Origin of the sequence: Flavobacterium sp. 2, from assembly GCF_049949195.1 — a bacterium.
Lineage (GTDB): Bacteria > Bacteroidota > Bacteroidia > Flavobacteriales > Flavobacteriaceae > Flavobacterium.
Map to the genome: position 1 here is coordinate 4,173,202 of NZ_CP188206.1, position 23,702 is coordinate 4,196,903.

At 32.7% G+C, this 23,702-nt stretch carries 25 protein-coding genes; 14 read left to right on the plus strand and 11 right to left on the minus strand.

Annotation, left to right across the window (positions count from 1 at the left end; all coding sequences use genetic code 11):
- Positions 1 to 175: 175 nt before the first annotated feature.
- Positions 176 to 3,910 carry a metallophosphoesterase gene (locus ACNFIH_RS18280; protein WP_426484211.1) on the minus strand — a complete coding sequence of 1,245 codons (3,735 nt, stop codon included), beginning with the start codon at positions 3,908 to 3,910 and terminating at the stop codon, positions 176 to 178.
- A 27-nt stretch (positions 3,911 to 3,937) separates the two neighbouring features.
- Between ACNFIH_RS18280 and ACNFIH_RS18285 the strand changes: the two genes are divergently transcribed.
- Complete coding sequence (locus ACNFIH_RS18285; RefSeq protein ID WP_426484212.1) at positions 3,938 to 5,131, plus strand: Pycsar system effector family protein; 1,194 nt, start codon at positions 3,938 to 3,940, stop codon at positions 5,129 to 5,131.
- Positions 5,132 to 5,148: 17 nt separating this feature from the next.
- On the opposite strand, the gene ACNFIH_RS18290 is transcribed toward ACNFIH_RS18285, so the two are convergent.
- Positions 5,149 to 7,518: a GAF domain-containing protein gene (locus ACNFIH_RS18290; RefSeq protein ID WP_426484213.1), complete on the minus strand. Its 2,370-nt coding sequence runs from the start codon at positions 7,516 to 7,518 to the stop codon at positions 5,149 to 5,151.
- Positions 7,519 to 7,748: 230 nt separating this feature from the next.
- Here ACNFIH_RS18290 and ACNFIH_RS18295 point away from each other — a divergent pair, with 230 nt between their 5' ends.
- Together ACNFIH_RS18295 and ACNFIH_RS18300 are read left to right on the plus strand one after the other, a co-directional pair.
- Positions 7,749 to 8,501: an SDR family oxidoreductase gene (locus tag ACNFIH_RS18295; protein WP_426484214.1), complete on the plus strand. Its 753-nt coding sequence runs from the start codon at positions 7,749 to 7,751 to the stop codon at positions 8,499 to 8,501.
- Positions 8,502 to 8,573: 72 nt separating this feature from the next.
- Positions 8,574 to 9,155, plus strand: coding sequence for a TetR/AcrR family transcriptional regulator (locus ACNFIH_RS18300; protein ID WP_426484215.1), 582 nt, complete (start codon positions 8,574 to 8,576; stop codon positions 9,153 to 9,155).
- Positions 9,156 to 9,241: 86 nt separating this feature from the next.
- On the opposite strand, the gene ACNFIH_RS18305 is transcribed toward ACNFIH_RS18300, so the two are convergent.
- The 9 genes from ACNFIH_RS18305 to ACNFIH_RS18345 form a co-directional block, all read right to left on the minus strand.
- The gene (locus ACNFIH_RS18305; RefSeq protein ID WP_035647713.1) at positions 9,242 to 10,300 is read right to left on the minus strand and encodes a nucleoid-associated protein; all 1,059 of its coding nucleotides are present in this window, start codon (positions 10,298 to 10,300) and stop codon (positions 9,242 to 9,244) included.
- A 45-nt stretch (positions 10,301 to 10,345) separates the two neighbouring features.
- Positions 10,346 to 10,705: a four helix bundle protein gene (locus tag ACNFIH_RS18310; RefSeq protein WP_426484216.1), complete on the minus strand. Its 360-nt coding sequence runs from the start codon at positions 10,703 to 10,705 to the stop codon at positions 10,346 to 10,348.
- Positions 10,706 to 10,800: 95 nt separating this feature from the next.
- Positions 10,801 to 11,343, minus strand: a complete 543-nt coding sequence (locus ACNFIH_RS18315) for an IS1096 element passenger TnpR family protein (protein WP_035647709.1) — start codon at positions 11,341 to 11,343, stop codon at positions 10,801 to 10,803.
- Positions 11,344 to 11,570: 227 nt separating this feature from the next.
- A complete protein-coding gene (locus ACNFIH_RS18320) occupies positions 11,571 to 12,170 on the minus strand; it encodes an HPP family protein (protein ID WP_142451142.1) in 600 nt (199 codons plus the stop codon).
- Between the two features lie 78 nt (positions 12,171 to 12,248).
- A complete protein-coding gene (locus tag ACNFIH_RS18325) occupies positions 12,249 to 13,529 on the minus strand; it encodes a chloride channel protein (RefSeq protein WP_426484217.1) in 1,281 nt (426 codons plus the stop codon).
- A 283-nt stretch (positions 13,530 to 13,812) separates the two neighbouring features.
- The gene (gene gloA2, locus ACNFIH_RS18330; protein ID WP_035647704.1) at positions 13,813 to 14,202 is read right to left on the minus strand and encodes an SMU1112c/YaeR family gloxylase I-like metalloprotein; all 390 of its coding nucleotides are present in this window, start codon (positions 14,200 to 14,202) and stop codon (positions 13,813 to 13,815) included.
- Positions 14,202 to 14,777: a sugar O-acetyltransferase gene (locus ACNFIH_RS18335; protein WP_426484218.1), complete on the minus strand. Its 576-nt coding sequence runs from the start codon at positions 14,775 to 14,777 to the stop codon at positions 14,202 to 14,204. The genes gloA2 and ACNFIH_RS18335 overlap by 1 nt, the downstream gene beginning before the upstream one ends.
- A 3-nt stretch (positions 14,778 to 14,780) precedes the next feature.
- Positions 14,781 to 15,239: a YciI family protein gene (locus ACNFIH_RS18340; protein WP_142451139.1), complete on the minus strand. Its 459-nt coding sequence runs from the start codon at positions 15,237 to 15,239 to the stop codon at positions 14,781 to 14,783.
- A gap of 11 nt (positions 15,240 to 15,250) precedes the next feature.
- Positions 15,251 to 15,709: a DinB family protein gene (locus ACNFIH_RS18345; protein ID WP_035647698.1), complete on the minus strand. Its 459-nt coding sequence runs from the start codon at positions 15,707 to 15,709 to the stop codon at positions 15,251 to 15,253.
- A gap of 139 nt (positions 15,710 to 15,848) precedes the next feature.
- Between ACNFIH_RS18345 and ACNFIH_RS18350 the strand changes: the two genes are divergently transcribed.
- The 11 genes from ACNFIH_RS18350 (at position 15,849) to ACNFIH_RS18400 (ending at position 23,591) form a co-directional block, all read left to right on the plus strand.
- Entirely contained in the window at positions 15,849 to 18,008 is a 2,160-nt protein-coding gene (locus ACNFIH_RS18350) for a TonB-dependent receptor (RefSeq protein WP_426484219.1), read from the plus strand.
- Positions 18,009 to 18,258: 250 nt separating this feature from the next.
- Positions 18,259 to 18,666, plus strand: a complete 408-nt coding sequence (locus ACNFIH_RS18355; RefSeq protein WP_208743580.1) for a DUF2141 domain-containing protein — start codon at positions 18,259 to 18,261, stop codon at positions 18,664 to 18,666.
- 46 nt (positions 18,667 to 18,712) lie between these two features.
- Complete coding sequence (locus ACNFIH_RS18360; RefSeq protein ID WP_426484220.1) at positions 18,713 to 19,336, plus strand: hypothetical protein; 624 nt, start codon at positions 18,713 to 18,715, stop codon at positions 19,334 to 19,336.
- A gap of 23 nt (positions 19,337 to 19,359) precedes the next feature.
- A complete protein-coding gene (locus tag ACNFIH_RS18365) occupies positions 19,360 to 20,718 on the plus strand; it encodes a 2TM domain-containing protein (RefSeq protein WP_426484221.1) in 1,359 nt (452 codons plus the stop codon).
- Positions 20,718 to 21,047: a 2TM domain-containing protein gene (locus ACNFIH_RS18370; protein WP_426484222.1), complete on the plus strand. Its 330-nt coding sequence runs from the start codon at positions 20,718 to 20,720 to the stop codon at positions 21,045 to 21,047. The genes ACNFIH_RS18365 and ACNFIH_RS18370 overlap by 1 nt, the downstream gene beginning before the upstream one ends.
- Before the next feature lie 2 nt (positions 21,048 to 21,049).
- Positions 21,050 to 21,352, plus strand: coding sequence for a 2TM domain-containing protein (locus ACNFIH_RS18375; RefSeq protein ID WP_426484223.1), 303 nt, complete (start codon positions 21,050 to 21,052; stop codon positions 21,350 to 21,352).
- Positions 21,353 to 21,354: 2 nt separating this feature from the next.
- Positions 21,355 to 21,687, plus strand: a complete 333-nt coding sequence (locus tag ACNFIH_RS18380; RefSeq protein WP_426484224.1) for a 2TM domain-containing protein — start codon at positions 21,355 to 21,357, stop codon at positions 21,685 to 21,687.
- Positions 21,688 to 21,689: 2 nt separating this feature from the next.
- Positions 21,690 to 21,995, plus strand: a complete 306-nt coding sequence (locus ACNFIH_RS18385; protein ID WP_238567963.1) for a 2TM domain-containing protein — start codon at positions 21,690 to 21,692, stop codon at positions 21,993 to 21,995.
- 18 nt (positions 21,996 to 22,013) lie between these two features.
- Positions 22,014 to 22,382 carry a 2TM domain-containing protein gene (locus ACNFIH_RS18390; protein ID WP_426484225.1) on the plus strand — a complete coding sequence of 123 codons (369 nt, stop codon included), beginning with the start codon at positions 22,014 to 22,016 and terminating at the stop codon, positions 22,380 to 22,382.
- Entirely contained in the window at positions 22,373 to 22,771 is a 399-nt protein-coding gene (locus tag ACNFIH_RS18395; RefSeq protein ID WP_426484226.1) for a 2TM domain-containing protein, read from the plus strand. The genes ACNFIH_RS18390 and ACNFIH_RS18395 overlap by 10 nt, the downstream gene beginning before the upstream one ends.
- Positions 22,772 to 22,823: 52 nt before the next feature.
- Complete coding sequence (locus ACNFIH_RS18400) at positions 22,824 to 23,591, plus strand: LytR/AlgR family response regulator transcription factor (RefSeq protein WP_035647681.1); 768 nt, start codon at positions 22,824 to 22,826, stop codon at positions 23,589 to 23,591.
- The last annotated feature ends 111 nt before the right edge of the window (positions 23,592 to 23,702 follow it).

Genomic DNA, 23,702 nt, shown 5'->3' on the forward strand with positions numbered 1-23,702 from the left:
GGTACTAAGTTGCTAAGATTCTAAGATACTAAGGTTGATGTTTGAATGGAAAAAGTAAGCCACGAATTCACGAAATAATTTAATTAAAATTCGTGAATTCGTGGCCGTTTTTTTTTAATCGGTATCTAAGAAAAAAACTTACAACCTTAGTATCTTAGAACCTTAGCACCTTTTTTTAAAAGCTGTATGCCGCTCCAAAAATAATTCTTCCCGGTTCATCAGGAGATTGGAAATATGATATTCTTGCAGTTACAAGATTAATAGCATTCAACCATAATCCTCCGCCGTAATCCTGATGCCATTTTCTTGAATTTTCACCGTCAAGCCAAATTCTTCCATAGTCGAATCCACCTAGAATTCCGTATGTTAATGGAGCAACAGTTTTGTGGATTTTTCCAAGAGTGAAACGCAAATCACTACTTTGAGAGAAGTAAGAACTTCCTAAAAAGCGTTCGTTTCTATAACCACGCAAATCAGTATCGCCTCCTAAAGCTGCACCATGATAAAAGTCAAAATTGTTGTTTAAGATTGCTTTTCCTTTAAGGAATGTTGCTAAAACTAATTTTCCGTTATGATCAATTTTATGTGTAAAGCCTAAAATACTTTCAAGAGTTGGGAAATTCTGTTTAGTATCGCTTAAGTTTGTTGTCCACATTCCTGAAAACATAAAATACATTCCCAAAGTTGGTTTTGCCACAAAATCAGAATTTTTAAAAACATATTTTACCCTCAAAGCACCATACGTTTGACTGTCAAATACATTCGGATTTACAATTCCAGGAATATCAATAAAACGATTGTCAGTTTCTTCAACAGTCAATTTTTGAAGAATTGGCTGAATGCTGAATTCGCTTCCAAAACGGCCAACATGACGCGCCGCACCTGCAACAGTAAATTTTCGAATTCGGACTCTGTTATAATCCATTCCAAATTCCTCGTCATTATTTACAGTTTCGTTTCCGTAACCAAAATAGTTCATCGCAAAGTTTGGTGTAGTCAATTGTGAATCAACATCAATAACCCATTTTCCTAATAATCCTGGAAAATGCGCTGCGTATGTTAATTCGAAACCTCCAGTTGCAAAATAATAGAAACCGTTTAAGATATGTTTTTGTGTGTACGGATTCTGTTTGAAATTATTTACCGTGTAATTTAAATTAAAACCAACTTTTACGCCGTCATCAGGATTATAACCAATGTTTGGCAGACCAGCAATTACGTTATATTTAGGTTTTTCATAATTGTATAAGTTCACATCATAATCGTCTGTAAGCTGTGTTTGAGCTTTAGAATCCAGGTTGTATGTGTTTTCTTTCGATTTGAAATCATAAACAATCACTTTTCTTCCGTTTTCAACGTTATAAGTATCATTGTTTTGGCCACCAATCAAACGAATTTTAATATTCGATTTATGATTTCCTTTTACTTCAAAAATATCATTATCATCTAAACCATAAACCCATAAGTTCACTGTTTTATCATCAGTTACTGTTTTGGTGTAAACTAAATCGTCACCTTCTTTTTTAACTCTGAAGACCTGGATTTCGATGCTTTTTTTAGCATTGTGATTGATAACAAATTTGTCTTTTTTATCTGTTCCTGCAATCATTACTGTACGGTTCAAAACATCAAAATATTCTGAAGCATATTTTTGAAGGTCTTTCTTTCTGCTTTTTAATTTCTGCTTGATTTCATCAACAGTTTCATCCTGAACTTCTTTTGGCATATTTTTAAATGCAGTGTCAATATCAGCATCCGATAAATTTTCCTGAATATATTTTGCTTGTTCGATCCAGTCTTTTTCTTCGGCAGTTCTTAAAAATGCTAAATCCATCGGATAAGGTTCTCTTCCAAGCCATTTTACATTGATTCTGTCGCCTTTAAAAGATCGCATATGGCGAAGTGGTGGCATATTCATAATAAGCGAAAGTAAAGCTCCATCGTATTTTACAAACGCTTGATCTCGGTCGCGTGGAATCGGTTTGTAAATCACTTTATCGCCTTCTTTATATTCGCCCCAACGCCATTGATCGCTGTGTCTGTCCCAATCGCCAATAAGAATATCAAATAAACGAGCTTTTATATATTCTTTTTGATCGACTGAGTATTTTTCATCTTTATGAAGATTCTTCATCATATCATCTGTACTGATAATATTGGATGGATTTCCAAAATTCTTCGCATCCAAATGATTATCTGCCGGACGTTCTTCAACCATATAAAGCTGATCGCCATAACCGGCATTAAATTCTTTTAATCCTTTTTGTTTCGGAATATAATATAAAACTGGATTCGTGTGTGCAAGTCCAATCTGATCCGACATACTTCCTGTTACATATGGAGCATAAGGATGTGACGTCGTATAGAAATCATATAAAAAGTTTTCGGTATAGGTTTTTTCAAAATCGTTTACAATATATTGATCTTTAAATGCAACAGATTGTAAAAATACTGTTGCACTTTTTTTCATGGCACGCATTACATATTCACGCCCTTTTGGATCTGACATTCTCAACGAAATAGATTGATGTCCGCCGCCTTCGCGAATAGGTTTCAAACCGCCCATTAATGTATCTACAGTAGCAACTCTGGCTTCTATAGGCGTACTGTAATATTTTCTATAATGTTGCCCGAATAAAAATCTGTGAAACATACTTTTATCCGTCATGTCTTTTGTATAAATCGAAGTCGTAATTTTTGGAGGGAAAGTATTCGGAATATCGGCTGCCCAGTTAATTTCTTTTGCTTTTATGATTTCGCGTTCAAAAAGAAGCTTTTCCTTATTGTTTTCATTTCCGAAATAAGAAACCTTGGCGTCGCCACTTTTAAATAAAGTCAATGTTGCATAACCATTTCCGCCATATGAAAAATCATTTTCGTTGATAGCACGTGCTGCTTCCGATTTTGATCCAGCACCACTAATAATCTGCTGAATGTTTTCTTTGCTGATATACTGCAGATTATGATCGTGTCCCGAAACTACAATTACATTTTTTTGCCTTTGTAAAAGTGTTTTTATTCTTTTGGCATAAATCGTATACTGTTTATTTTGAAGATCCTGCGGACTTGCGCCAGAGGTTTTTCTCAATAAATTGATAAAAGAACCAATTACCGGAAGCGGAATTTTTTTCTCTAACGGAAATAATTGTTTTTCCATTGAAAACTGTCCTCCATGTGTTCCGTTGCTCAATAACGGATGGTGGATTGCTAGAATTACAGTTTTCTCCTGATTTTTATTTAAGATGCTTTCCAGTTCATCAAAAAAATCTTCTCTGGTTTTAATGTCGCAATTGTCATTTATCGTCGGATGATTGTTCCAATCTTCTAAAAACCATTCGCTGTCAATTGTAACTAACGTTGCAGTACTGTCAATTTTCACATCTTCAATCGGACAGGTCTTTCTTGGCAGAAATGCTTTTTTGTCATTTAGATATTTAGTTACAAAATCAGCTTGACGTTCCAGGCCTTTGATACCGCTGTACCAGTCATGATTTCCTGGAATAAAAATGGTTTTTCCTTTAAAACCTTCAGTTAATTTTAGCTGATTGGTCAATTTTGTTTCGGCTAAAGCTTTGTCGTCAGCATTTTTATCTGCAGGAAAACCTTTCGGATAAATATTGTCTCCCAAAAATAAAAGCGTTGATTTTTTACCCGATTTTTTTAGTTTTTGATGTAAAAGCTCTAGCGTTTGCTGGGCTTGCTCTTCATCAGCGTTTCCTGCATCTCCAACTAAATAAAAAGTATGAGCAATTTTTATAGTATCAGTTGCGTTTTCTGTTTCGTTGGCGCTTACATTTTTTCCGTATTGTGCCTTGCGCGTTGCACAAGAATATAGGAGGGCTATGGCGATTATTGCCAAAGAAAAGTTTTTAATCTTGGCAATAAAATGATTATCCAAAAACAATTTCATAATTTAGTGGTATTAAAAATATTCTTTATGAATCTAATAGAACAATGCGAAGACTTCGTCAGTAATTTACTCAAAGATAAACTTTCTAATTTATATTCTTACCATAATTTTAACCATACTTTAACTGTAGTTACTGCGGTAAAAGAACTGTGTAAAAAAGAAGATGTTAATGATGATGATAAAAAAGCACTTTTAGCGGCTGCATGGTTTCATGATACGGGATATATTGAAGGCTATGAGCATCATGAAAAAGAAAGTGTAAAAATTGCTGAAGCTTTTTTAAAAGAAAAAGGACAATCTGAGGAATTTATAGTAAAAGTTTCCAGTTTAATTTTGGCGACGACCAAAGAATATGTGCCTGCAACGCATTTAGAAAAAATCATTAAAGATGCTGATTATGCCCATTTAATGGGAACTGAATATGTAACAACTTGCGAATTGCTTCGTTTGGAACTAAAAAATACAGGTATTGCAAGTTTTTCAAATTCGGAATGGACAAAAGAGAATTTGAATTTCCTTTTGAATAAACATCGTTTCTATACAGATTATGCCTTGAGAAAATGGCAACCTTTAAAAGAAAAAAACCTGATTTTAATTCAGAAAAAAATTAACAAACAGGAATTGAAAGCTGCATCGGCAATTGATGAAGAAAATAAAAAGAGAGAAAAAGCAGAAAAAGCCGAAAAGCCAGAACGTGGAATTGATACTTTGTTTCGTGTTACACTTGGAAATCATACGCGTTTAAGCGGCATTGCCGACAGTAAAGCAAATATTTTGTTATCTGTAAATGCCATTATTATTTCGATTGCACTTTCGTCCATTATTCCAAAATTAGATAGTCCGAAAAACGCGCATTTGGTAATTCCGACATTTATTATGCTGATGTCAAGCGTAATCACAATTATTTTCGCCATTCTTTCTACAAGACCAAAAGTAACTTCAGGTTTTTTTACGCGCGACGATGTCGAAGCTAAAAAAGTGAATTTGATGTTTTTTGGAAATTTCTACAAAATGCCTTTTGAAGAATACAATTGGGCAATGAATGAAATGATGAAAGATCGCGATTATTTATATTCAACAATGATCAAGGATTTGTATTATCTCGGATTGGTTTTGCAGAGAAAATATAATTTACTGCGAATTGCCTACAATCTTTTTATGATTGGAATAATTATTACTGTAATCGCTTTTGTAATTGCTTTTAAAGAAGTTAGCGTATAAAAAAAAGCTCAACTAATTTAGTTGAGCTCATCTAATAAATCTTGATAAGTGATTTTTTTTGCTGTTGGATTTACAGTATTATTGATCACTTTTACACGAATGGCTCTCAAGCCTGAAACACCTTGCAAATCTTCTACTTCAAACTGTTCGATTGCAGGTTCAAGTATTTTTTTGTGCTGTAAATACTTGATATACTTCAAATATTCAGTTTCTTCATTGTTTTGAGAATAGACAATCGTAATTTTTTCTTTCTCGGTAATTCGTTCTTTAGTTCCTTTAATGTTTGATTTGTCGATTCGTTTTTTCACGACTTCATATCTTGCATTATAAGTTCCATCAACATCAAAGCGTTTTTCATCCATTCTGAAACGAATAGAAAGCGGCGCACTGAAAACTAAAATTAAAGACGTAACATCTAATTCATACGGAAGCGATTCCTTAAGCTGATGATGTTCCAATTCCATTTCGCATAACGTTTGTAATTGCCATAATCTTAGATTGTGCAAATACATGATATCGAAAGGTTTTGTTGGCGAAATTGAAGCTCCAATGTATAAATTATGCTCAACACCATCCGTTTTAAAACGTTCGTAGTAATGCGGATAAATTTGTTGTGCGTCTAATTGTTTTTTATCTAAAACCGAAGCTAATTTTTTGTTGATGATCGACATTGCGTTATCAAACTTTTTTCTTTCCTGATAAAACAAACCTGTTTTTTCGTCAAGACTTTCAAAATACAAAGCTTCTAATTTTTCGTTTTTAGCACTGCCTTTTGTATTTTTTAATATCGGATGAATTTCTTCTTCAATATAACGTTGAATATGTTGTTCGGTATCTGCTTTTAAAGGAAATTCCAATTCGCTTCTAAGTGATTCCAATTCAAATTTTCTTTGTTCCAAAAGTACCAGATTTGTATTTGGCTTTTGATTGTCAAAAATTTCCAAAAGAGCCGTAAGTTGATTTTTTAAGTCAATTTTTACGGTTTCATTTCGATGCTCAGATGAACCTTTGATATCGATTTGTCCGTATAACGGATATACATTTTTAAAAACAATTTCTTTAAAAATATAATCTTTTGTGTGATTGATATTTTGAAAATAATTCTGTGATTCTTTTCGGAATTTCCAATAAACGCTTGGGTGAATCGTAGTGTATTCACGCTGGATAATCGCCTCAATCTGATGCTGCATATCGGTATTATAGCGATCAATTGTATCGGTTAAATACGGAAGAATTAATTCCAGTTTTGTCGCATTGACACTATTTAAATCTCTTGGATGCTCAGAAACTAATTCTACAACACCCAATAATTGTTCTTCTTTCATGACTGGTGCAAAAACACAGCTTTTGATGCCTTGTTTTAGTAAATGCTCGCCAAGTCTTTTATTTGGAGATTCTTCAATGAATTTTTCAACATTCGAAATCACAAAAGGCTCTTTATTGTGCAAAAGATTTTCAAATGAACAGCCAAAAAAAGCATTTTTACAATCGACTTCTTCATCTGTATTCAAAAGAAAACTTTGCATCTGATTATCAAACTTTACAGGCTTAATGAATTTTTCTTCTTCAGGATTATAAATAATGAAACCTACTTTTAGACTTGGAATTTTAAAAATAGATTTAAAAATAGCAAGTATGATTTCATTTGAAGAAGCGGCTTCAGAATCAGGTTTTAATAAATTACTTTTCAGATTTGAAATAGCACTTTCGGTTGTTGCATCAAATAAAGAAACCATTCCAAAACCTTTTAAAATCCAGCTTCGTGTAGGAAATTTAGATTTCCATAATTCAATATCATTATAATTGTCAATTAATTGATCAATATCGTCCTGCGTTAATTCTACGGCTCTTTCTGTTGGGGTAATTTCCATGAAATCGGCATTGTAGAGAATTCTATAATGTTTTTCAATCCCTTGTTCATCCGGAATATCATAAAAGAAAGGCTTATTGAAATCAATATTCTGGTTGTAATAATAGGCCAATATTAAGCAACAGTTATTGATATAGAATTGATGATCATCAAAATCACGAATTTCCATATCGAATTCGTCTCCTGCATTGCGCAGAATTTTCTTGAAACGCTCTGTATAATTAAAGGATAAATTTTGGAAAGGAATTGTTATCGCTTTTATTTCGTTATGCGTTAATGCAGTCGGAAATAAATCGGCAACTATATTTTTTATTAAACCTTCGTTGTTTTTAATGATATTATAATCATGAATTCCAGTTCTGAATTCCGGAAAAGGCTCAACTTCTTTTAAAATCGCTTTGGCGTAGTTAGATCGATAATCGACATCTGATAAAGCAATCTCCTCAAAGGACTCAATTAATTTATGGAATGAGATTATGGTTTCGAAAGGGCTTTCATGTGGTAAAAGACGTTCCATGTGTTTTTATTTTTAGGAATTACAAAATTAAGCAAATATTAAGAATTGCCGACATTTTACAATTTCTTTCGCTTATGGCTTGATAGTTATTTCCTTTATAAATAAAGGGTTAAAAATGAAGGATTAAAACTTTAACTAAATATTAACAAAAATAATAACGGAACGATTGTTCCGTTATTATATCTTTGTACCATAATAATTGAATAATCAATAACTTAAAAATAAATAAAATGAAAAATTTAGAAAACAAAGTAGCAATCGTGACAGGTGGAAACAGTGGAATTGGATATGCAGCAGCAGCTGATTTAGTAGCAAAAGGTGCAAAAGTAATTGTAACAGGAAGAAACAAAGAAGCTTTAGCAAAAGCGGAAACAGAATTGAACGTTACTGGAATCGTTGCAGATCAGTCTGATTTAAAATCAATTGATAATTTAGTTGAAGAAGTAAAAGCAAAATTCGGAAAAGTAGATATTCTGTTTTTAAATGCCGGAATTGCAGCTTTTGCTCCAGTTGATTCTGCTTCAGAAGATCATTATGACAGTATTATGAATGTGAATGTAAAAGGAGTTTATTTTACAGTTCAAAAAGTGTTGCCAATTTTAAATGATGGTGGTTCTATTATTTTCAATACTTCAGTAAATGCGCAATTAGGAATGCCAGATTCAAGTGTTTATGGAGCAAGTAAAGCAGCAGTTTTATCACTAAACAGAATATTTGCAGCAGAATTAGCACCAAGAAAAATCAGAGTTAATGCAGTTTCTCCTGGTCCAATCGAAACTCCTTTATACGGTAAAGTTGGTTTAGAAAAAGAAGAAGTAGAAGGTTTAGGCGCAGCTTTAGGGCAAAAGATTTTATTGAAACGTTTTGGACAAGCTACTGAAGTTGCAAAAACAATCAGTTTCCTTGCTTCTGATGATGCTTCATTCATAACAGGAACTGAAATTGTTGTTGACGGTGGACTTACTGTAAATACAGTATTATAATTTTTTTGACTAATTCAGGAACGATTGTTCCGTATTTTTTGTATCTTTGGAAAAGAATTTAATTTTGAAGCGATGGCAAGAACGAAAGAATTTAACGAAGATCAGGCTTTAGATAAAGCAATTGAGATTTTTTGGCACAAAGGTTACAACGGAACTTCTGCACAGGATTTGGTAACACATTTAGGTTTAAGTCGTTCTAGTTTGTATGATACTTTTGGTGATAAGCAAAAGCTTTTTGTAAAGTCATTGCAACGATATCAGCAGCAAAATGAAGAGAGTCTTAAATTGCTTTTTGAAAATGCTGAAAACATTAAAACTGCTTTAACTGAAATTTTTAAACAAGCTGTTGTAGAAAGTCTTCAGGATCGAATAACAAAAGGTTGTTTTATGGTAAACTCAGCGGTTGAATTGGCGATGCATGATCCTGAAATTGGAAAAATCGTTCATGATAATCAAAAATCGGTTGAAGAAGTTTTTTATCAGGCCATAAAAAAAGGACAGGAGTCTGGACAGATTTCTGATAAACAGGAAGCTCGATCTTTAGCTCGTTTTATTTTTAACAATTATTCCGGAATCCGGGTTTTGGCAAGAGCAGGCGAGAGAGACAAACAAGTTTACGATGATATTTTAAAATCGATTTTCGCTTTATTTTAGAAAATCAATTTCAATAAAAAACGGCAGTTATATTCATAACTGCCGTTTTCTGTTTTAGTAAGTAAGTAATAGAAAATGAAAACTTCTTAGCTTTTTTCTTCTTTATTGAAGTAAACTAAGTAGTAATACATTTGTTTTTCTTCATCCCAGCCTTTTTCAACAAATTTTTCTGCACTTTCAGGATTGATGAAATCCATTTTAATCTGAATGTGAGTATCTAAATTAATCACATTTTTAATCGATTTTCTAGCGTCAGAAACTGCTGCGTTGGCAATTGGGAATGAGGTTACATCTTCGATGCTGTATTTTTCTCCTTTATCAACTTTATAGTTTTTAAATTCCGGAATCAAATCAGGATTGTCTAATACTTCATTCAAGAAATTCTGCTCTTCAAACTGATCATTTTTAGCGAAATAATTCACAGATCGGTTCATAAACATTACTTCCTCTTTCTTATCTTCTGCTGGCAAAACAACATCTTTTGCGAAGTTTTGACAGAATTTTAAATATTTTTTAGTGATGAAATTTTCATCTTCAAAAGCATCAACAGACAAAAAGTGCTCTAACCAGTAACGTGCGTCGTAACGGTTGCTGTCTACAGTTAGGATTTTGTAGCCTTCTTCTTTTTTGTAGTTAAAAATCAAACATCCTTTATCTAATTTACTCAAGTTGATTCCTTGTTGTAAAATCATTTCAAGGTTGCTTCCGTTTTCTTCAAACTGTAAAAAGTCGGCTTGTAATTCGCTTTTGAAAATTCCGATTGCGTCAACAACATTATTATCGATACTTAGGTTTGTCAAATAAGTCACATAAACCTCTCCGTTTTTAATATGCGGATGATTCGACTGCTCAAATAAATGCTTTGTGATGTTTTTAGAAACCTCATGAACATTTGACGGATTAGCAAAAATCTCAGTTGCATATTTAAACATGTCGTTGTAGTCCAAGTCCACTTCGTGTGCAAACTGATAATAGTTTTCTTCTTTCTCTCTAAAAGGCTTAAAAAAGAATTCTTTTATCAAAGGAACAATCTCATCATTTAAATTAAATGGTTGCTCTGATAAAAAAATAGCTTCATTGCGGCTTTTGTTTCCTACGCGGTGTATCGAAAGCGTGTCGATGTGGGTATTGAATAAATTGATCATTTTTTTGAGTTGCTGAGATTCTAAGTTTCTAAGATACTAAGTTTTTTAATTATTGTCTTTTAATTTTCTGATTAATGACGCTAACATTCTTTCGATCTCTCGACTATCCTCATATAAAAGGTTAAATTCTTCTTCGTTTATGTAAATTATATTTTTTGCAATTTCGAGTTGAGTTTGCATCTCAAATATAGAACCAAGAGAAATATATAAAAATCGTAAAAAATCTTTACTGCTTTCTCTACCTGATCCTTCCGCAATATTGCTCGGAATGGAAACTGAACTTCGACGTATTTGTGAAGTTAATCCAAACATTTCTTCCTTTGGAAATGTACGTGTTGCTTTGTAAATTTTGGTAACTAAGGACATTGACTTTTGCCAAACTAAGATTTTTCTAAAATGACTCATTTCTTATTTTAAAATTTAATTTAAAAATAAGAAAAAACTTTCAAAAAATAAGAAAAACTTAGAATCTTAGCATCTCAGTATCTTAGCAACTTACGTCAGTTCCAATTCTCCTCAAATCCATAATCTTCGAAGCTGTCATCGCCTTCGAACATATCAAGATCGTCTTCGTCTAAATCGTCTTCAAATTCTCCGTAGATATCGTTGTGCATGTCATCGGCTTCAAAGCTTTTTTCAAGAGCTTCGTCTGGCATTTCTCCGTGAGAGAATAAAGTTTCAGGATAAGTTGCGCCAACCGTTTCATCTTCAACTGCAGCCAATTCTACTAAGAAAGTCCACATACTGATGAAATCGTAAACGTAGATAATTTTTGTGTTTTCTTTATCTAAAATACTAGACAATGGATAATCGTTCATGGTTCTCATTTCGCCAGGAACATCTCCTGTATCAAAAAGAGGAATTTCATCTTCTTGATTCCAAGTATCATCACAAGTATAAAATGAAGCCACTTCTGATCCGTCAAAACCAAAAGCATTGAAGATTGCATTATGTAAATCCTCAAGTGTATCTTCCTCAAGGATAGCAATGTCTCTGAAAATATCTTCTTCGGCGTCTAGAATAACTCTAAATTTATAAACCATAATCTTTGTTTTTATTGAGAGGTCAAAGGTAAAATATAAAAAACGAAATACGAATTATGAATTACGATTTGTTGAAAAGATTTTATTAAACTAGATTTCAGTTAGTTTGTCATTTCGACGAAGGAGAAATCGCACTAGAAATTCCGCAAAGCAAATTATCCAATCTGTGTGGATTCCCGCTTGTGATTTCTCCTTCGTCGAAATGACAAATTAGCTGTGAAAATAACTTATTTTCTTGCCAACCTTTTTCGAATTTTATGATAATGTTTGTGGTAAGTACTATGACTCGGATAACTTCTGCTGGAAGTCATATTATTAAAAACCAAAGCCGTTAAAAACAAAATCAAAACACCGACTAAAACCGGAGAAATGACATACATATAACCCAATGATTTTACTTTTTCGGTTCCAATAACAGCAATCAAAGCTGTTGCTCCTCCTGGCGGATGAAGTGTTTTGGTAATTTGCATTAAAATAATGGCAATTGAAACGGCAAGTGGAGCGGCGATATACATAATATCGGGAACCAATTTATGCACCGTGACACCTACTATTGCAGAGATTACATGACCGCCAATCAAATTTCGGGGTTGAGAAAACGGACTCTGAATAATTCCGTAAACGAGAACGCTCGAAGCTCCAAAAGAACCAATCAAATAAACGGCATCACTTCCTGAAAAATGCATCGATTGAACGTATGCTAAAATTCCAATTCCAACAAATGATCCTAAAAAGGACCAGAAATGCTCTTTATAATCGATTAATGTTTCTTTGTATAGAATGTAACGTGTTTTGCGGTAGCTTCTTTTTATTTTTTCAGTTGGCATAATGTGGTATTATTTTGCTCGTTATGCTTTTAAATATATTTTGCTAGATGTTTTTAATCTCAAGATTTAGTTTGAAAATTATTTAACTAAACTTGGCGAATAACTATATACGGTATAAGGATAAATCATTTTTGCAGTGTATTTTGAAATCAGACAAACTACAAGAATTGGGAAAAACAACGTATAATCATTTGTTAATCCGCAAACTAAGAAAATTGCAGTAAAAGGCGCATGAATGCTCGCACTCAAAACTGCTGCCATTCCAATAATCATAAAGTTAACCGGAATTACATTTACATGGAAAAAGCTGTTTAAGATGGATGCTAATAACAATCCTAAAAATGCGCCTATAAATAAACTTGGTGCAAAAACGCCGCCATCTCCACCAGAAGCTAATGTAATTGAAGTAACAATTGGTTTTAGAATCAATATTCCGATAAATGTAAAGGCTAAAGTTATCGTTAACGGAATGTGAGAGGAAGCCCCAAAAATTCCTTTTATCGCATGATAACCTTCACCATATAATTGAGGAAAAATAAATAGCGAAACGCTCAAAACAACAGAACCAATTAAAATTTTATAGTAATGTGTATCAATTTTTCCAAATTGTGATTTAAAGAATAATACGCAACGTGTTAAATAAACAGAGTTAATTCCGGCTAAGATTCCTAAAAGAATAAAGTACGGAATCGCTTTTAAATTCCATGTTTCGATTGAAACGGCAAATAATGGTTCTTCTTTTAAAATAGTTAGTAAGCCAAAAGCAATTGAAACTGCAATTACATTCGAAATTATAAAAGCTCGTGTCACTTTTCTGGAAATTACTTCGAGTGCAAATAAAACTCCTGCAATTGGACTGCTGAAAAGTGCTGTAACACCCGCTGCAACACCCGCACAGATTAATTCGGTTTTGTATTGACGAAAAACATTTTCTTTTTCGTGAGCAACTGAGCCAATCGTCGCTGTAGCAACAACAGTCGAAACTTCGATTCCTGTTGAGCCTCCAAAAATAACCGTTAATAATCCGTTGATAAAGTGTGATGGAATTTTATACGAAGGAAGGTTTTTAGATTTTGAATTTGTACTTTCAAAAACCTCTTTGATTCCTTTGTTTTCTTTTTTCTTGAAAAGATATTGTCTTAAAAAATAAATTACTGATAAACCAAAAACAGGAAATACGATGTAAAATATCGGATGAACAGTTACTTCGTGAAAGAAAATTTCTTCGTAATACTCTGTTATTTTTTTTAATGAAATTCCGAGAAAAGCAGAAAGAAAGCCAATTAAGATAGAAACAATAACTAATTTTCGGAGTTTGATTAATTGATGATTTTTTTTGATTTGCGCCGTTTTGTTCATCAGAAGTGATTTTGTAGTCGCAGGATTTTATTTGCGATTTCACAAAATTAGACAATCAAATCTGTTTTTTAATAATAATTGGTCTTTAATATATGTTAAAATTATTAAAGTAAGATAATACATCGATTTTTTCATTTCGACCGAAGGGAGAAATCACACTAGGAATTCCACATGCTATATCGCCAATCTTTGTCGAGTTTCTAGTGTGATTTCTCGTTCCTCGAAATGACAAATGAGAAAACCTTAGTATCTTAGAGTCTTAGAACCTCAGAACCTTTAAAACCTATCGCTCATAAAACTCAATTGGTAACAAATCAGGATCTGCAATAAAAGTAAAACGCTTTTCAGTTGTTTCGTCGATTCTAATAGGTTCCGATTCTATTTTCTTTGAATTTAAAAAAGCAATAGTTTCTTCTAAATTAATAACCTCGAAAGCCAAATGACGCAAACCAACAGCTTCAGGTCTTGAAGGTCTTTGTGGCGGATTTGGGAAGGAGAATAATTCAACAACATAAGAACCATTTAAAGCCAAATCTAGTTTATAAGATTGGCGTTCTTCACGATAAATTTCTCGAATAATAGTTAAACCCAAAATCTGAGTGTAGAAATATTTCGATTTTTCATAATCGGAGCATAAAATGGCAATATGATGAACTTTGTTAAGAGTAAGCATTATTTAGTAGATTCAGGTTCTAGATTTAATTTTCGAATAACTTTTGCCGGATTTCCAACGGCGAGTGAATTGTCTGGAATATCTTTTGTAACAACAGATCCAGCGCCAATAACACAACCTTTCCCGATTGTTACGCCAGGACAAATAACCGAATTTCCGCCAATCCAGCAATCGTCTCCAATAGTAACAGGATAAGCATTTTCAAGCGTTTTTCTTAATTCAGCGTCAAGCGGATGTGAGGCAGTATAAATTTGAACATTTGGCGCAATAAACACGTTTGAGCCAATATTTACCGGCGCGCAGTCCAGAACAACACAATTCACGTTGAAATAAACGTTTTCTCCGCAGAAAATATTATAACCGTAATCGCAATGAAAAGGCGGTTCAATATAGAGACCAGCTCCCGCATTCGGAATCAGTTCTTTTAAAATCTCTTTTGCTTTTTTAGTAACCCGATATTCTTTTACGTTTAGGCTATGCAAAAGGTTTTTTGCAGCTCTTCGGCCTTTAAGTAATTCTGGATCAAAGGCATTGTAATATTCGCCAGAGATCATTTTTTCTTTTTCTGTTTTCATTATTTACATTTTCGTCTTGGCGATTTTCTCGTGTATTTTCACAGTTTCCTGCAAAGCTGCGGTGCAATACCAAGGCGTTAATTCGGCTTCAAGTAAGTTTGCTTTTATTGCCGGATCAGTGGCAACAAGTGCTTTTGCTTCCTCAATAGTTTCTACGTTAAAAACATAAATACCGCGATAATTTCGGTCGTTTTTCATGAAAGGCCCGGCAACAACTAGTTTTCCTTCTTTGGCAAGTTTGCCAATGTTTGCCATATGACCTTCAAATAATTTTTTGGTTTCCTCTTTTGAAGCTGTTGTATTCGTTCCAGATTTTAATAAACAGAAAACATATTTTTTCATTCCGTATTCGTCGGCATGAAGAGATTTAGCTAAAGCTTCATCATATTTTACCTCAGTTTCTTGAGAAAATCCAATGAAGCTGGAAAGAAATAATGCTAGAATAAAAAGTGAATTTTTCATAAAAATGATTTTTAAAGCAGTTTCTTCAAAATAACAATTTGCCCTAAATGATAAACATCGTGCTGAATAATTCCGTGAATATCTTCATAAAAATTATGATTATTATTTTGATCTATTTTATCAAAATCCGCATCATTAAAATTACTCAAACAATCATTCCATAATTCCTGAGATTTTGCCAGACTTTGTAGTGATTGTTCCCAAGCTGGCTCAGATGAATCTAAAATTGGTACAAAATAATTATGATCGGGAGTTGTAATTATTTCCCCTTGAACACGTTTTAATATGTTTCTTCTCCATTGTATTAGGTGATTGACAATTTCCCAAATTGTGTTTAAATTAGGATTGATTTTTTTATAAGCCTGAGCTGCAGTTACATCTTTTAAAGTATCTGCTAATGTAACTTCAAGCCACGGATTTCCATTATAAATGGATTGATATAAATTCGAAACTCTTTTACTTTCTGACATAGTTAATAGTTTTAGAAACACTACAGCTAAGATACAAATAAGTATTTTACAACTCATCCCCGAAATTCTACAATTGGGTTATTTAATATTTTTTAACAAGAAATGTTAAAATACATTTGCTTCATCAAAAACCAAGATCATGAAAACTAGAATTACTTTTATTTTATTATTAATAAGCATTTTTACTTTTGCCCAAAGTACTATTTCAGGAAAAGTAGTAGACCAAAAAGGAAAACCGGTTGCTGGCGCAAATATTTATATTGACGGAACTTATGACGGAGCAACAAGTTCTGAAACGGGAGATTTTTCTTTTCAAACCAGTGAAACAGGAAACAAGTTTATAGTGGTAAGTTTTTTACTTTTTGAAACTTTCAAACAAGAAATTGATGTTGCAAATTACAAAGACCAAACAATCAAATTAAGAGAAAATGTTAACACGCTCGATGCCGTTGTTATTACTGCCGGAACATTAGAATCTGGTGACAAAGCGAGAGTTTCGGTTTTAAAACCTTTAGATATTGTAACTACAGCAGGTTCTGCCGGAAATATTATCGCGGCTTTACAGACTTTGCCGGGAACGCAGAATGTTGGCGAGGACGGACGTTTGTTTGTGCGTGGTGGAGAAGCCAGCGAAACGCAGACTTTTGTTGACGGAATTCGCGTTGCGCAACCCTACGGAGCAACAACAAATAATTTGCCTACAAGAAGTAGATTTTCTCCTTTCTTGTTTAGTGGAATTGCTTTTTCTACCGGAGGTTACTCTGCAGAATATGGTGAAGCTTTATCAAGTGTTTTGCTTTTGAATACGAATGATGAAGAAGATCATGAAAAAACAGATATTTCATTTATGACTGTTGGTTTGGGTCTCGGAAATACACAAAAATTCAAGAAAAGTTCTTTGAGCGTAAACATGATGTATGTGAACTTAGCACCTTATCAGGCGGTAATTCCTCAGAATGTTGACTGGAATAATCCGTATCAGTCGCTAGGTGGAGAAACGGTTTACAGATATAATTTCACAAACGGAATCTTTAAATTATATGCTTCTTTCGATTCAGAAAAATTCGATTTAAATCAGAAGAATATCAATTTTGAAAATCCAATCAGAACGGATATGAACAACAATAACTTTTATTTGAATTCTTCTTATAAAGGAACTTTTGGAACGGGCTGGCAGTTGACTTCTGGAATTAGTTACGGATACAGCAAAAATAAAATCACATACAATATCACTGATGTCGACAACAACGAAAATGCTGCTCAGCTGAAATTAAAATTGCAGAAAAAAGTTTCAAACTATTTTAAATTGTCTTTTGGTACAGATTATTTCATCACAAAATTCAATGAAAATGTAAATGATAACGTTTCTATTGATGTTTCAAACGGTTACGATTCAAATATTTTTGCAGCTTACACCGAAGCAGATATTTTATTCTCTAAAAAACTGGCAATGAAAATGGGATTGAGATATTCAAATAATAGTTTGTTAAACGAAAATAATATTGCGCCGAGAGCTTCATTGGCATATAAAGTTTCAAAAAGCAGCCAATTTTCATTTGCTTACGGAGATTTTTCACAAACGCCTGTTGTTGATTATATTAAATATTCAAAATATCATCAATTTGAAAGTGAAAAAGCAAGACATTATATCCTGAATTATCAATTCACAAAACCAGGACAGACTTTTAGAGCAGAGGCTTATTATAAAGAGTATGACAATTTAGTGCAATATGATACGAGAGATATTCAATACAATTCAGTATTCAATAATAACGGTTCAGGATATGCAAAAGGTATCGATTTGTTTTGGAGAGACAGCAATTTGTATAAAAACTTAGAATACTGGATTTCTTATTCTTATATCGATTCAGAAAGACAATATAAAAACTTTCCAAATATGGCGACGCCAAGTTTTGTTGCCAATCACAGTTTGTCTGTAGTAACTAAATATTTTATTACCGACTGGAAATCGCAAATTGGTTTTACAAACAGTTTCAGTACAGGTCGTCCGTACAATGATCCAAACCAAACGCAATTTATGAACGGAAAAACAAAATCATACAATAGTTTGAGTTTCAACTGGGCGTATTTATTGACAACACAAAAAATCCTTTATTTCTCTGTTTCAAACATTTTAGGAACACAAAACATATTTGGATATGATTATGCAAAACTTCCAGATCCAAACGGAGTATATCAAAGACAAGCCGTTACACCAACAGCTGATAGATTTTTCTTCGTAGGTTTCTTCTGGACTATTAGTCAGAATAAAAATGAGAATCAGTTGAAAAACTTGTAGTTCGCGTTAAAGCTACTAAGTTGTTAAGATTCTGAGTTACTAAGGTTTTGTCTCGCTGAAAAACTTAGAATCTTAGCCACTCAGAATCTTAGTAGCTTAAAAAAACAATTCAGTAACCAAATTCGACAACTCGGTATCATTTAATTTTAAAAGAGTAAAAACAGACATACTTTTGAAGTATAAATTAACAACAGAGTTTTAATCATCAACAAAAAAACTTAGAACCTTAGTAACTTAAAAAAAAGAAATCATGACCAAAATTATTACCATAACTATTTTATTTATCTGCAGCTTAATGTCTGCACAAAATGTAAAATTAACTGTTGCTGTTTCAGGCTTAAAAAATGATACAGGAGTTGTTAAAGTAGGATTATATAATTCAGACGGAACTTTTCTTAAAACAACTTACAAAAGTCTTGCTTCCGAAATTAAAAACAATGAAGCGGTTGTAACTTTTGAAAATCTTCCTGCGGGAGAATATGCGATCTCAACCTATCATGATGAAAACATTAACGGAAAGCTTGATAGAAATGCAATGGGAATTCCATCAGAAGAATATGCAGCGTCAAACAATGCAAAAGGATTTATGGGACCTCCAGCGTATGCCGACGCTAAATTTAATGTCAGTAAAGATTCAAAAGTCGAAATTAAATTCTAATAAGCAAATAACTAATCCATATAACAACCATTAAATAATTTATAAAATGAAAAAAATCATCACTTTAATCGCATTATTTGTAGTAGTAATAAGTTCAGCACAAACACAATTTGAACAAGGAATGGGAAAAGCTTTCGGGCTTTGGAAAGAAGGAAAAAATGCAGAAGCTTCTGCAATGTTTGAAAGAATCGCTGCAGCAGAAAAAACAAGTTATCTGCCTAATTATTATGTAGCCTTGATTAACACTACATCAGCTTTTTCAGAAAAAGACAAAACAAAAATCGATTTGTTGTTAACTAAAGCTCAAGATGCATTAGATGTTGAATTTATAAAAGATCAAAATAATGCTGAGCTTTATGCAATGCAGGCTTTAATTTATACGGCTTGGGTAGTTGCAGATCCAATGACAAACGGAATGAAATATTCGGCTAAAGTGATGGAAGCTTACGCAAAAGGAAAAGCGATCGACCCAAATAATCCGAGAATTGTTTTTGGTGAAGCTGATTATCAAATTGGAGGAGCAAAATGGTCAGGTGTAGATACAAAACCATTATGTGCACAAGTTGACAGAGCTATTGAACTTTTTGCTACATTTAAACCTGCAACTCCTTTTTCTCCAAAATGGGGATTAGAAAGAGCTTTGGAAACTCAAAAAAATTGTAAAAAATAAAAACTAATTTAAGCTGATTTAGAATGAAAGACTATAGAAGTAGCTTTGCAGATGTAAGAAATGGAACAATCACATGTTTCAAGATTTCTATGGTCTTTGCCATATTATTTTCAGCATTTTTAGGAGACGATTTCAGTGTTAAAAACGTTGCAGTAACTTTTTTTGTAAGCTGTCTTTATTCTTTCGGACTCGGTTTTGGAAACGGATTTATTAGCGTTTATCTGGATAAAAAATGGGATTGGCTGGAACAAACAAATTTGAGAGTTTATTACGGAATCCTGACTACTGTGTTGTATACAGTTCCGGTAGTTTTAGGAATAAATTATTTCATTTTTGTTATCCTGCAACACGTGACTTTAGAGGTGTTTTTTAGTGCACGAATGCTTTGGGTACATCTTTTTTATATCGTTGTTTCTTTGGGAGTTTCAACTTTTTTGCAGGCCAGAAGTTTTATGGTAAAATGGAAACAGGCATCAAAATTTGAAATCACGCAACAAAAGATTATCGCCGGAACAGCAAATGCCAAATTCGAAAGTTTAAAAAACCAAATCGACCCGCATTTCCTTTTTAACAGTCTGAATGTATTAAGTTCTTTGATTGAAGAAAATCCAGATAATGCACAACGATTTACCACTTCTTTGTCTAAAATCTATCGTTATGTTTTGGAGCAAAAAGATAAAGAATTGGTTTCAGTTGAAGATGAATTATCATTTGCGAAAACGTACATGAATTTGCTGAAAATGCGTTTCGAAAATAGTTTGTTCTACGAATTGCCTTCAACAGCCATTAATCCTGATGCAAAAGTGGTTCCGTTATCGTTGCAGCTTTTATTAGAAAATACGGTAAAACACAATGTTGTAAGTGAACAAAAACCTTTGCATATCAGAATTTTTATTGACGGAGATTATCTCGCGATTCAAAATGATTTTCAAAAGAAAGAAGTTTTGCAGGACAGACAAGGAGTTGGATTACAAAACATCGTAAACCGATACGGAATTGTAACCAACAGAAAAGTTTTAGTAGAACAAAATGAAAAAACATTCACAGTTAAGATTCCAATTTTAACTAAACAAATAACAGTTATGGAAACAAGTGCAGACTATAGCGATGAAAATAAAGCTTATTTCAGAGCTAAAAAAAGAGTAGAGGAATTAAAAGGTTTTTACGGAAATGTTATTTCGTATTGTTGTGTGATTCCGTTTTTAATTTTTATAAATTTGAGGTATTCTCCTGGATTTCAGTGGTTTTGGTTTTCGGCTTTGGGCTGGGGATTTGGAGTTGTAATGCATGCTTTTAAAGTTTTTGGTTACAGCTCAGATTGGGAAGAACGTAAAATTAGAGAGATTTTAGAAAAAGAAAACAACAAACAAACCTGGAAATAATGGAAACAAATTTCAATAATAATCAGGAGGAATACGATTTACAGCAGTTTGCTAAAAGAAAAATAGAGAAGCTTAAATCATTTTATTCACACGCATTTGTCTTTTTTATTGGATGGGTAATTTATGTATTGAAAGAATATTTTGGAGTACCATTTAATTTTTTGCCCATAAAATATATTAACGGATTTGTAATGGCCATCTGGACAACAGCATTTTTAATTAACGCAATAGATTTATTTGCTTCGTTTAAAATTTTTGGAACCGAATGGGAAGAGCGTAAAGTAAAAAGTATCTTGGAAAAAGAAAACCAAAAACAAAAATGGGAATAATCATGGAACCTGATCATACTCAAGCAAAACGTTATCAGAAAGCTCAAAAAAGAGTAAAAGAGATTAGAGGATTTTACGAGCATTTAACCGTTTTTATTCTGGTAACTATAATTCTTATTTTTATAAACCTGACGACTTCGCCAGAATATTTATGGTTTATATGGTGTGTGTTTGGCTGGGGAATAGGAGTAGTGATTCACGGTCTAAAAACATTTGAAATTTCACCTGCCTTTAGTAAGGATTGGGAGGAGCGAAAAATAAAAGAAATTTTAGAAAAAGAAAAAAATAAACAAACTTGGAAATAATTATGGAAACAAATTGTAATAATGACCGAGGGAAATTTGAGTTTCAAAAAATTTTCAGCAAAAAATCTGTTCAATTCAGATCTTTATATATACACGCATTTGTTTATGCAATTGGATTGACGATCTATATTTTAAAAGAATTTTACGGAGTTTCACTGAATTTCTTTCCTGTACGATATTTAAATAGTGTTGTAATGGTAATTTGGACAAGTGTATTTTTAGTATCTGTAATCGATTTGTTTGCTTCATATAAGATTTTTGATGAAGAATGGGAAGAGCGAAAATTGAAAAGCCTTTTAGATAATAAAAAAGTAAAAAAACAAAAATGGGAATAATCATGGAAGTAAATTTTAATGACGAGGATAAATATTACCTGGCTAAAAAGAAAGTCGAGAATATTAAAGGTTTTTATGGAAACTTAACGGCCTATATTTCTGTAAACATAGTTTTGATTGTTATAAATTTAATGACTTCACCAAATCATCTTTGGTTTTATTGGCCATTAATGTGGTGGGGCGTTGGAGTTCTTTTTCACGGATTAAAAGTTTTTGAAGTATTTCCGGTTCTTGGAAAAGACTGGGAGGAAAAAAAGATAAAAGAGCTGATGGAAAAGGAAAAAGAGAACAAAAAGAAATGGCAATAATCATTAAAGGATAAAAAAATGGGACGTTTAAGAAGACGCATGTACGAAGAATACAGAAACGAATTTTCGAGCGATGAACGCTTTAATATTGCATACAGAAAAGTGAGAAGAATAAAAGGTTTTTATTCGCACTTAAAAGTATATCTAATTGTGAACGCAATTATTATCATTTCGAGTTTGAACAGAGAGTTTATCGGAAATCATTTTAATGATAGTGGCTTATTTGAATGGCATACCTATTCAACAGCTTTTTACTGGGGAATTGCATTAGTAATGCATGCTGTATCAGTTTTTGGGCGAGATATATTCTTTAGTGATGATTGGGAGGAAAGAAAGATTCAGGAATATATGAATCAGGAATCTACGAAAGCAAATAAATGGCAATAATTAAAAAAACATATAAAATGAGACGTTTTGGAAGAAACATTTTTGAAGATTATGGCGAAGAAGAATATAGTAAAGACGAAAATTTTAATATCGCTTACAGAAAAGTCAAAAGAATAAAAGGCTTTTACTCGCATTTACGAGTTTATATTATTGTAAATGCTATAATTATAATAACAAATTTAAACCGTGACGTCTTTGGAAAAGATATAATTTATAACGGTTTATCAGACTGGCATACTTATTCTACTGCTTTTTATTGGGGAATCGCATTAGTAATCCATGCTTTTTCTGTTTTTGGACCAGATGTTTTTTTTGGCAGTGAATGGGAAAAGAAAAAAATTCAGAAGTATATGGATAAAGAAGCTCAAAATACCAATAAATGGGAGTAATTTTACCAAAACTATAACCAAAACCAAATTGTTAATTTTTTCAATTTAATAAATGACCACTTTAATTATAGAAGACGAAAAACCGGCTGCGAGATTATTACAAAGAAAATTAGAAAAATTAAATATTGCTGTAGAAACCATGCTGCATTCTGTTGAAGAATCTGTTGATTGGTTTGCCAATAATCAGCATCCTGATTTAATATTTTTGGATATTCAGCTTTCCGATGGTTTATCGTTTGAAATTTTTGAAAAAATAGATATCAAAAGCGCTATAATTTTTACAACGGCTTATGATGAATATGCATTAAAAGCCTTTAAATTGAATAGCATCGATTATCTTTTAAAACCAATTGATGAAGATGATCTGGAAGTTGCAGTGACGAAATTCAAAACCCGACTTCCTAAACCGGAATCAGAAAGCAGTAATTTGCAGCTTGATTTTGAACAAATACGAAAAATGCTCTCAAATCCTTTTGAGAAAACATTCAAAAAACGTTTTACAGTTAAAATCGGACAGCATTTAAAAGTAATTACTACAGATGAAATCGAATGTTTTTTCAGTGAAAACAAAGGAACTTACATTCATACTTTCGACAATCGAAATTATTTAATCGATTCAACTCTGGAAATTCTGGAACAGGAATTAGATATGAAGGATTTCTTTCGCGTAAGCAGAAAATTCATTGTTCCGCTTCAGGCAATAAAAGAAATTCAGGTATATACTAATTCCCGACTTAAAGTTATTTTACCATCTTATAAAGAAGATGAGGTAATTGTAAGCCGAGAAAAAGTACAGGACTTTAAAGCATGGTTGGGGTAAAATTTATTTAATCTTTTTCAAAACCATTCAAATAAAGAGCCAGCGGCTCGATCCGTTTTGTAGGGCCGTCCCGATAGCTATCGGGATCAATCCGGTTGGACAAAGATTGAA

Excerpts from the sequence above, each read along its gene's own strand:
- ACNFIH_RS18280 (WP_426484211.1), bottom strand. The coding sequence starts at position 3,910 with ATGAAATTGTTTTTGGATAATCATTTTATTGCCAAGATTAAAAACTTT.
- ACNFIH_RS18285 (WP_426484212.1), top strand. The coding sequence starts at position 3,938 with ATGAATCTAATAGAACAATGCGAAGACTTCGTCAGTAATTTACTCAAA.
- ACNFIH_RS18290 (WP_426484213.1), bottom strand. The coding sequence starts at position 7,518 with ATGGAACGTCTTTTACCACATGAAAGCCCTTTCGAAACCATAATCTCA.
- ACNFIH_RS18295 (WP_426484214.1), top strand. The coding sequence starts at position 7,749 with ATGAAAAATTTAGAAAACAAAGTAGCAATCGTGACAGGTGGAAACAGT.
- ACNFIH_RS18300 (WP_426484215.1), top strand. The coding sequence starts at position 8,574 with ATGGCAAGAACGAAAGAATTTAACGAAGATCAGGCTTTAGATAAAGCA.
- ACNFIH_RS18305 (WP_035647713.1), bottom strand. The coding sequence starts at position 10,300 with ATGATCAATTTATTCAATACCCACATCGACACGCTTTCGATACACCGC.
- ACNFIH_RS18310 (WP_426484216.1), bottom strand. The coding sequence starts at position 10,705 with ATGAGTCATTTTAGAAAAATCTTAGTTTGGCAAAAGTCAATGTCCTTA.
- ACNFIH_RS18315 (WP_035647709.1), bottom strand. The coding sequence starts at position 11,343 with ATGGTTTATAAATTTAGAGTTATTCTAGACGCCGAAGAAGATATTTTC.
- ACNFIH_RS18320 (WP_142451142.1), bottom strand. The coding sequence starts at position 12,170 with ATGCCAACTGAAAAAATAAAAAGAAGCTACCGCAAAACACGTTACATT.
- ACNFIH_RS18325 (WP_426484217.1), bottom strand. The coding sequence starts at position 13,529 with ATGAACAAAACGGCGCAAATCAAAAAAAATCATCAATTAATCAAACTC.
- gloA2 (WP_035647704.1), bottom strand. The coding sequence starts at position 14,202 with ATGCTTACTCTTAACAAAGTTCATCATATTGCCATTTTATGCTCCGAT.
- ACNFIH_RS18335 (WP_426484218.1), bottom strand. The coding sequence starts at position 14,777 with ATGAAAACAGAAAAAGAAAAAATGATCTCTGGCGAATATTACAATGCC.
- ACNFIH_RS18340 (WP_142451139.1), bottom strand. The coding sequence starts at position 15,239 with ATGAAAAATTCACTTTTTATTCTAGCATTATTTCTTTCCAGCTTCATT.
- ACNFIH_RS18345 (WP_035647698.1), bottom strand. The coding sequence starts at position 15,709 with ATGTCAGAAAGTAAAAGAGTTTCGAATTTATATCAATCCATTTATAAT.
- ACNFIH_RS18350 (WP_426484219.1), top strand. The coding sequence starts at position 15,849 with ATGAAAACTAGAATTACTTTTATTTTATTATTAATAAGCATTTTTACT.
- ACNFIH_RS18355 (WP_208743580.1), top strand. The coding sequence starts at position 18,259 with ATGACCAAAATTATTACCATAACTATTTTATTTATCTGCAGCTTAATG.
- ACNFIH_RS18360 (WP_426484220.1), top strand. The coding sequence starts at position 18,713 with ATGAAAAAAATCATCACTTTAATCGCATTATTTGTAGTAGTAATAAGT.
- ACNFIH_RS18365 (WP_426484221.1), top strand. The coding sequence starts at position 19,360 with ATGAAAGACTATAGAAGTAGCTTTGCAGATGTAAGAAATGGAACAATC.
- ACNFIH_RS18370 (WP_426484222.1), top strand. The coding sequence starts at position 20,718 with ATGGAAACAAATTTCAATAATAATCAGGAGGAATACGATTTACAGCAG.
- ACNFIH_RS18375 (WP_426484223.1), top strand. The coding sequence starts at position 21,050 with ATGGAACCTGATCATACTCAAGCAAAACGTTATCAGAAAGCTCAAAAA.
- ACNFIH_RS18380 (WP_426484224.1), top strand. The coding sequence starts at position 21,355 with ATGGAAACAAATTGTAATAATGACCGAGGGAAATTTGAGTTTCAAAAA.
- ACNFIH_RS18385 (WP_238567963.1), top strand. The coding sequence starts at position 21,690 with ATGGAAGTAAATTTTAATGACGAGGATAAATATTACCTGGCTAAAAAG.
- ACNFIH_RS18390 (WP_426484225.1), top strand. The coding sequence starts at position 22,014 with ATGGGACGTTTAAGAAGACGCATGTACGAAGAATACAGAAACGAATTT.
- ACNFIH_RS18395 (WP_426484226.1), top strand. The coding sequence starts at position 22,373 with ATGGCAATAATTAAAAAAACATATAAAATGAGACGTTTTGGAAGAAAC.
- ACNFIH_RS18400 (WP_035647681.1), top strand. The coding sequence starts at position 22,824 with ATGACCACTTTAATTATAGAAGACGAAAAACCGGCTGCGAGATTATTA.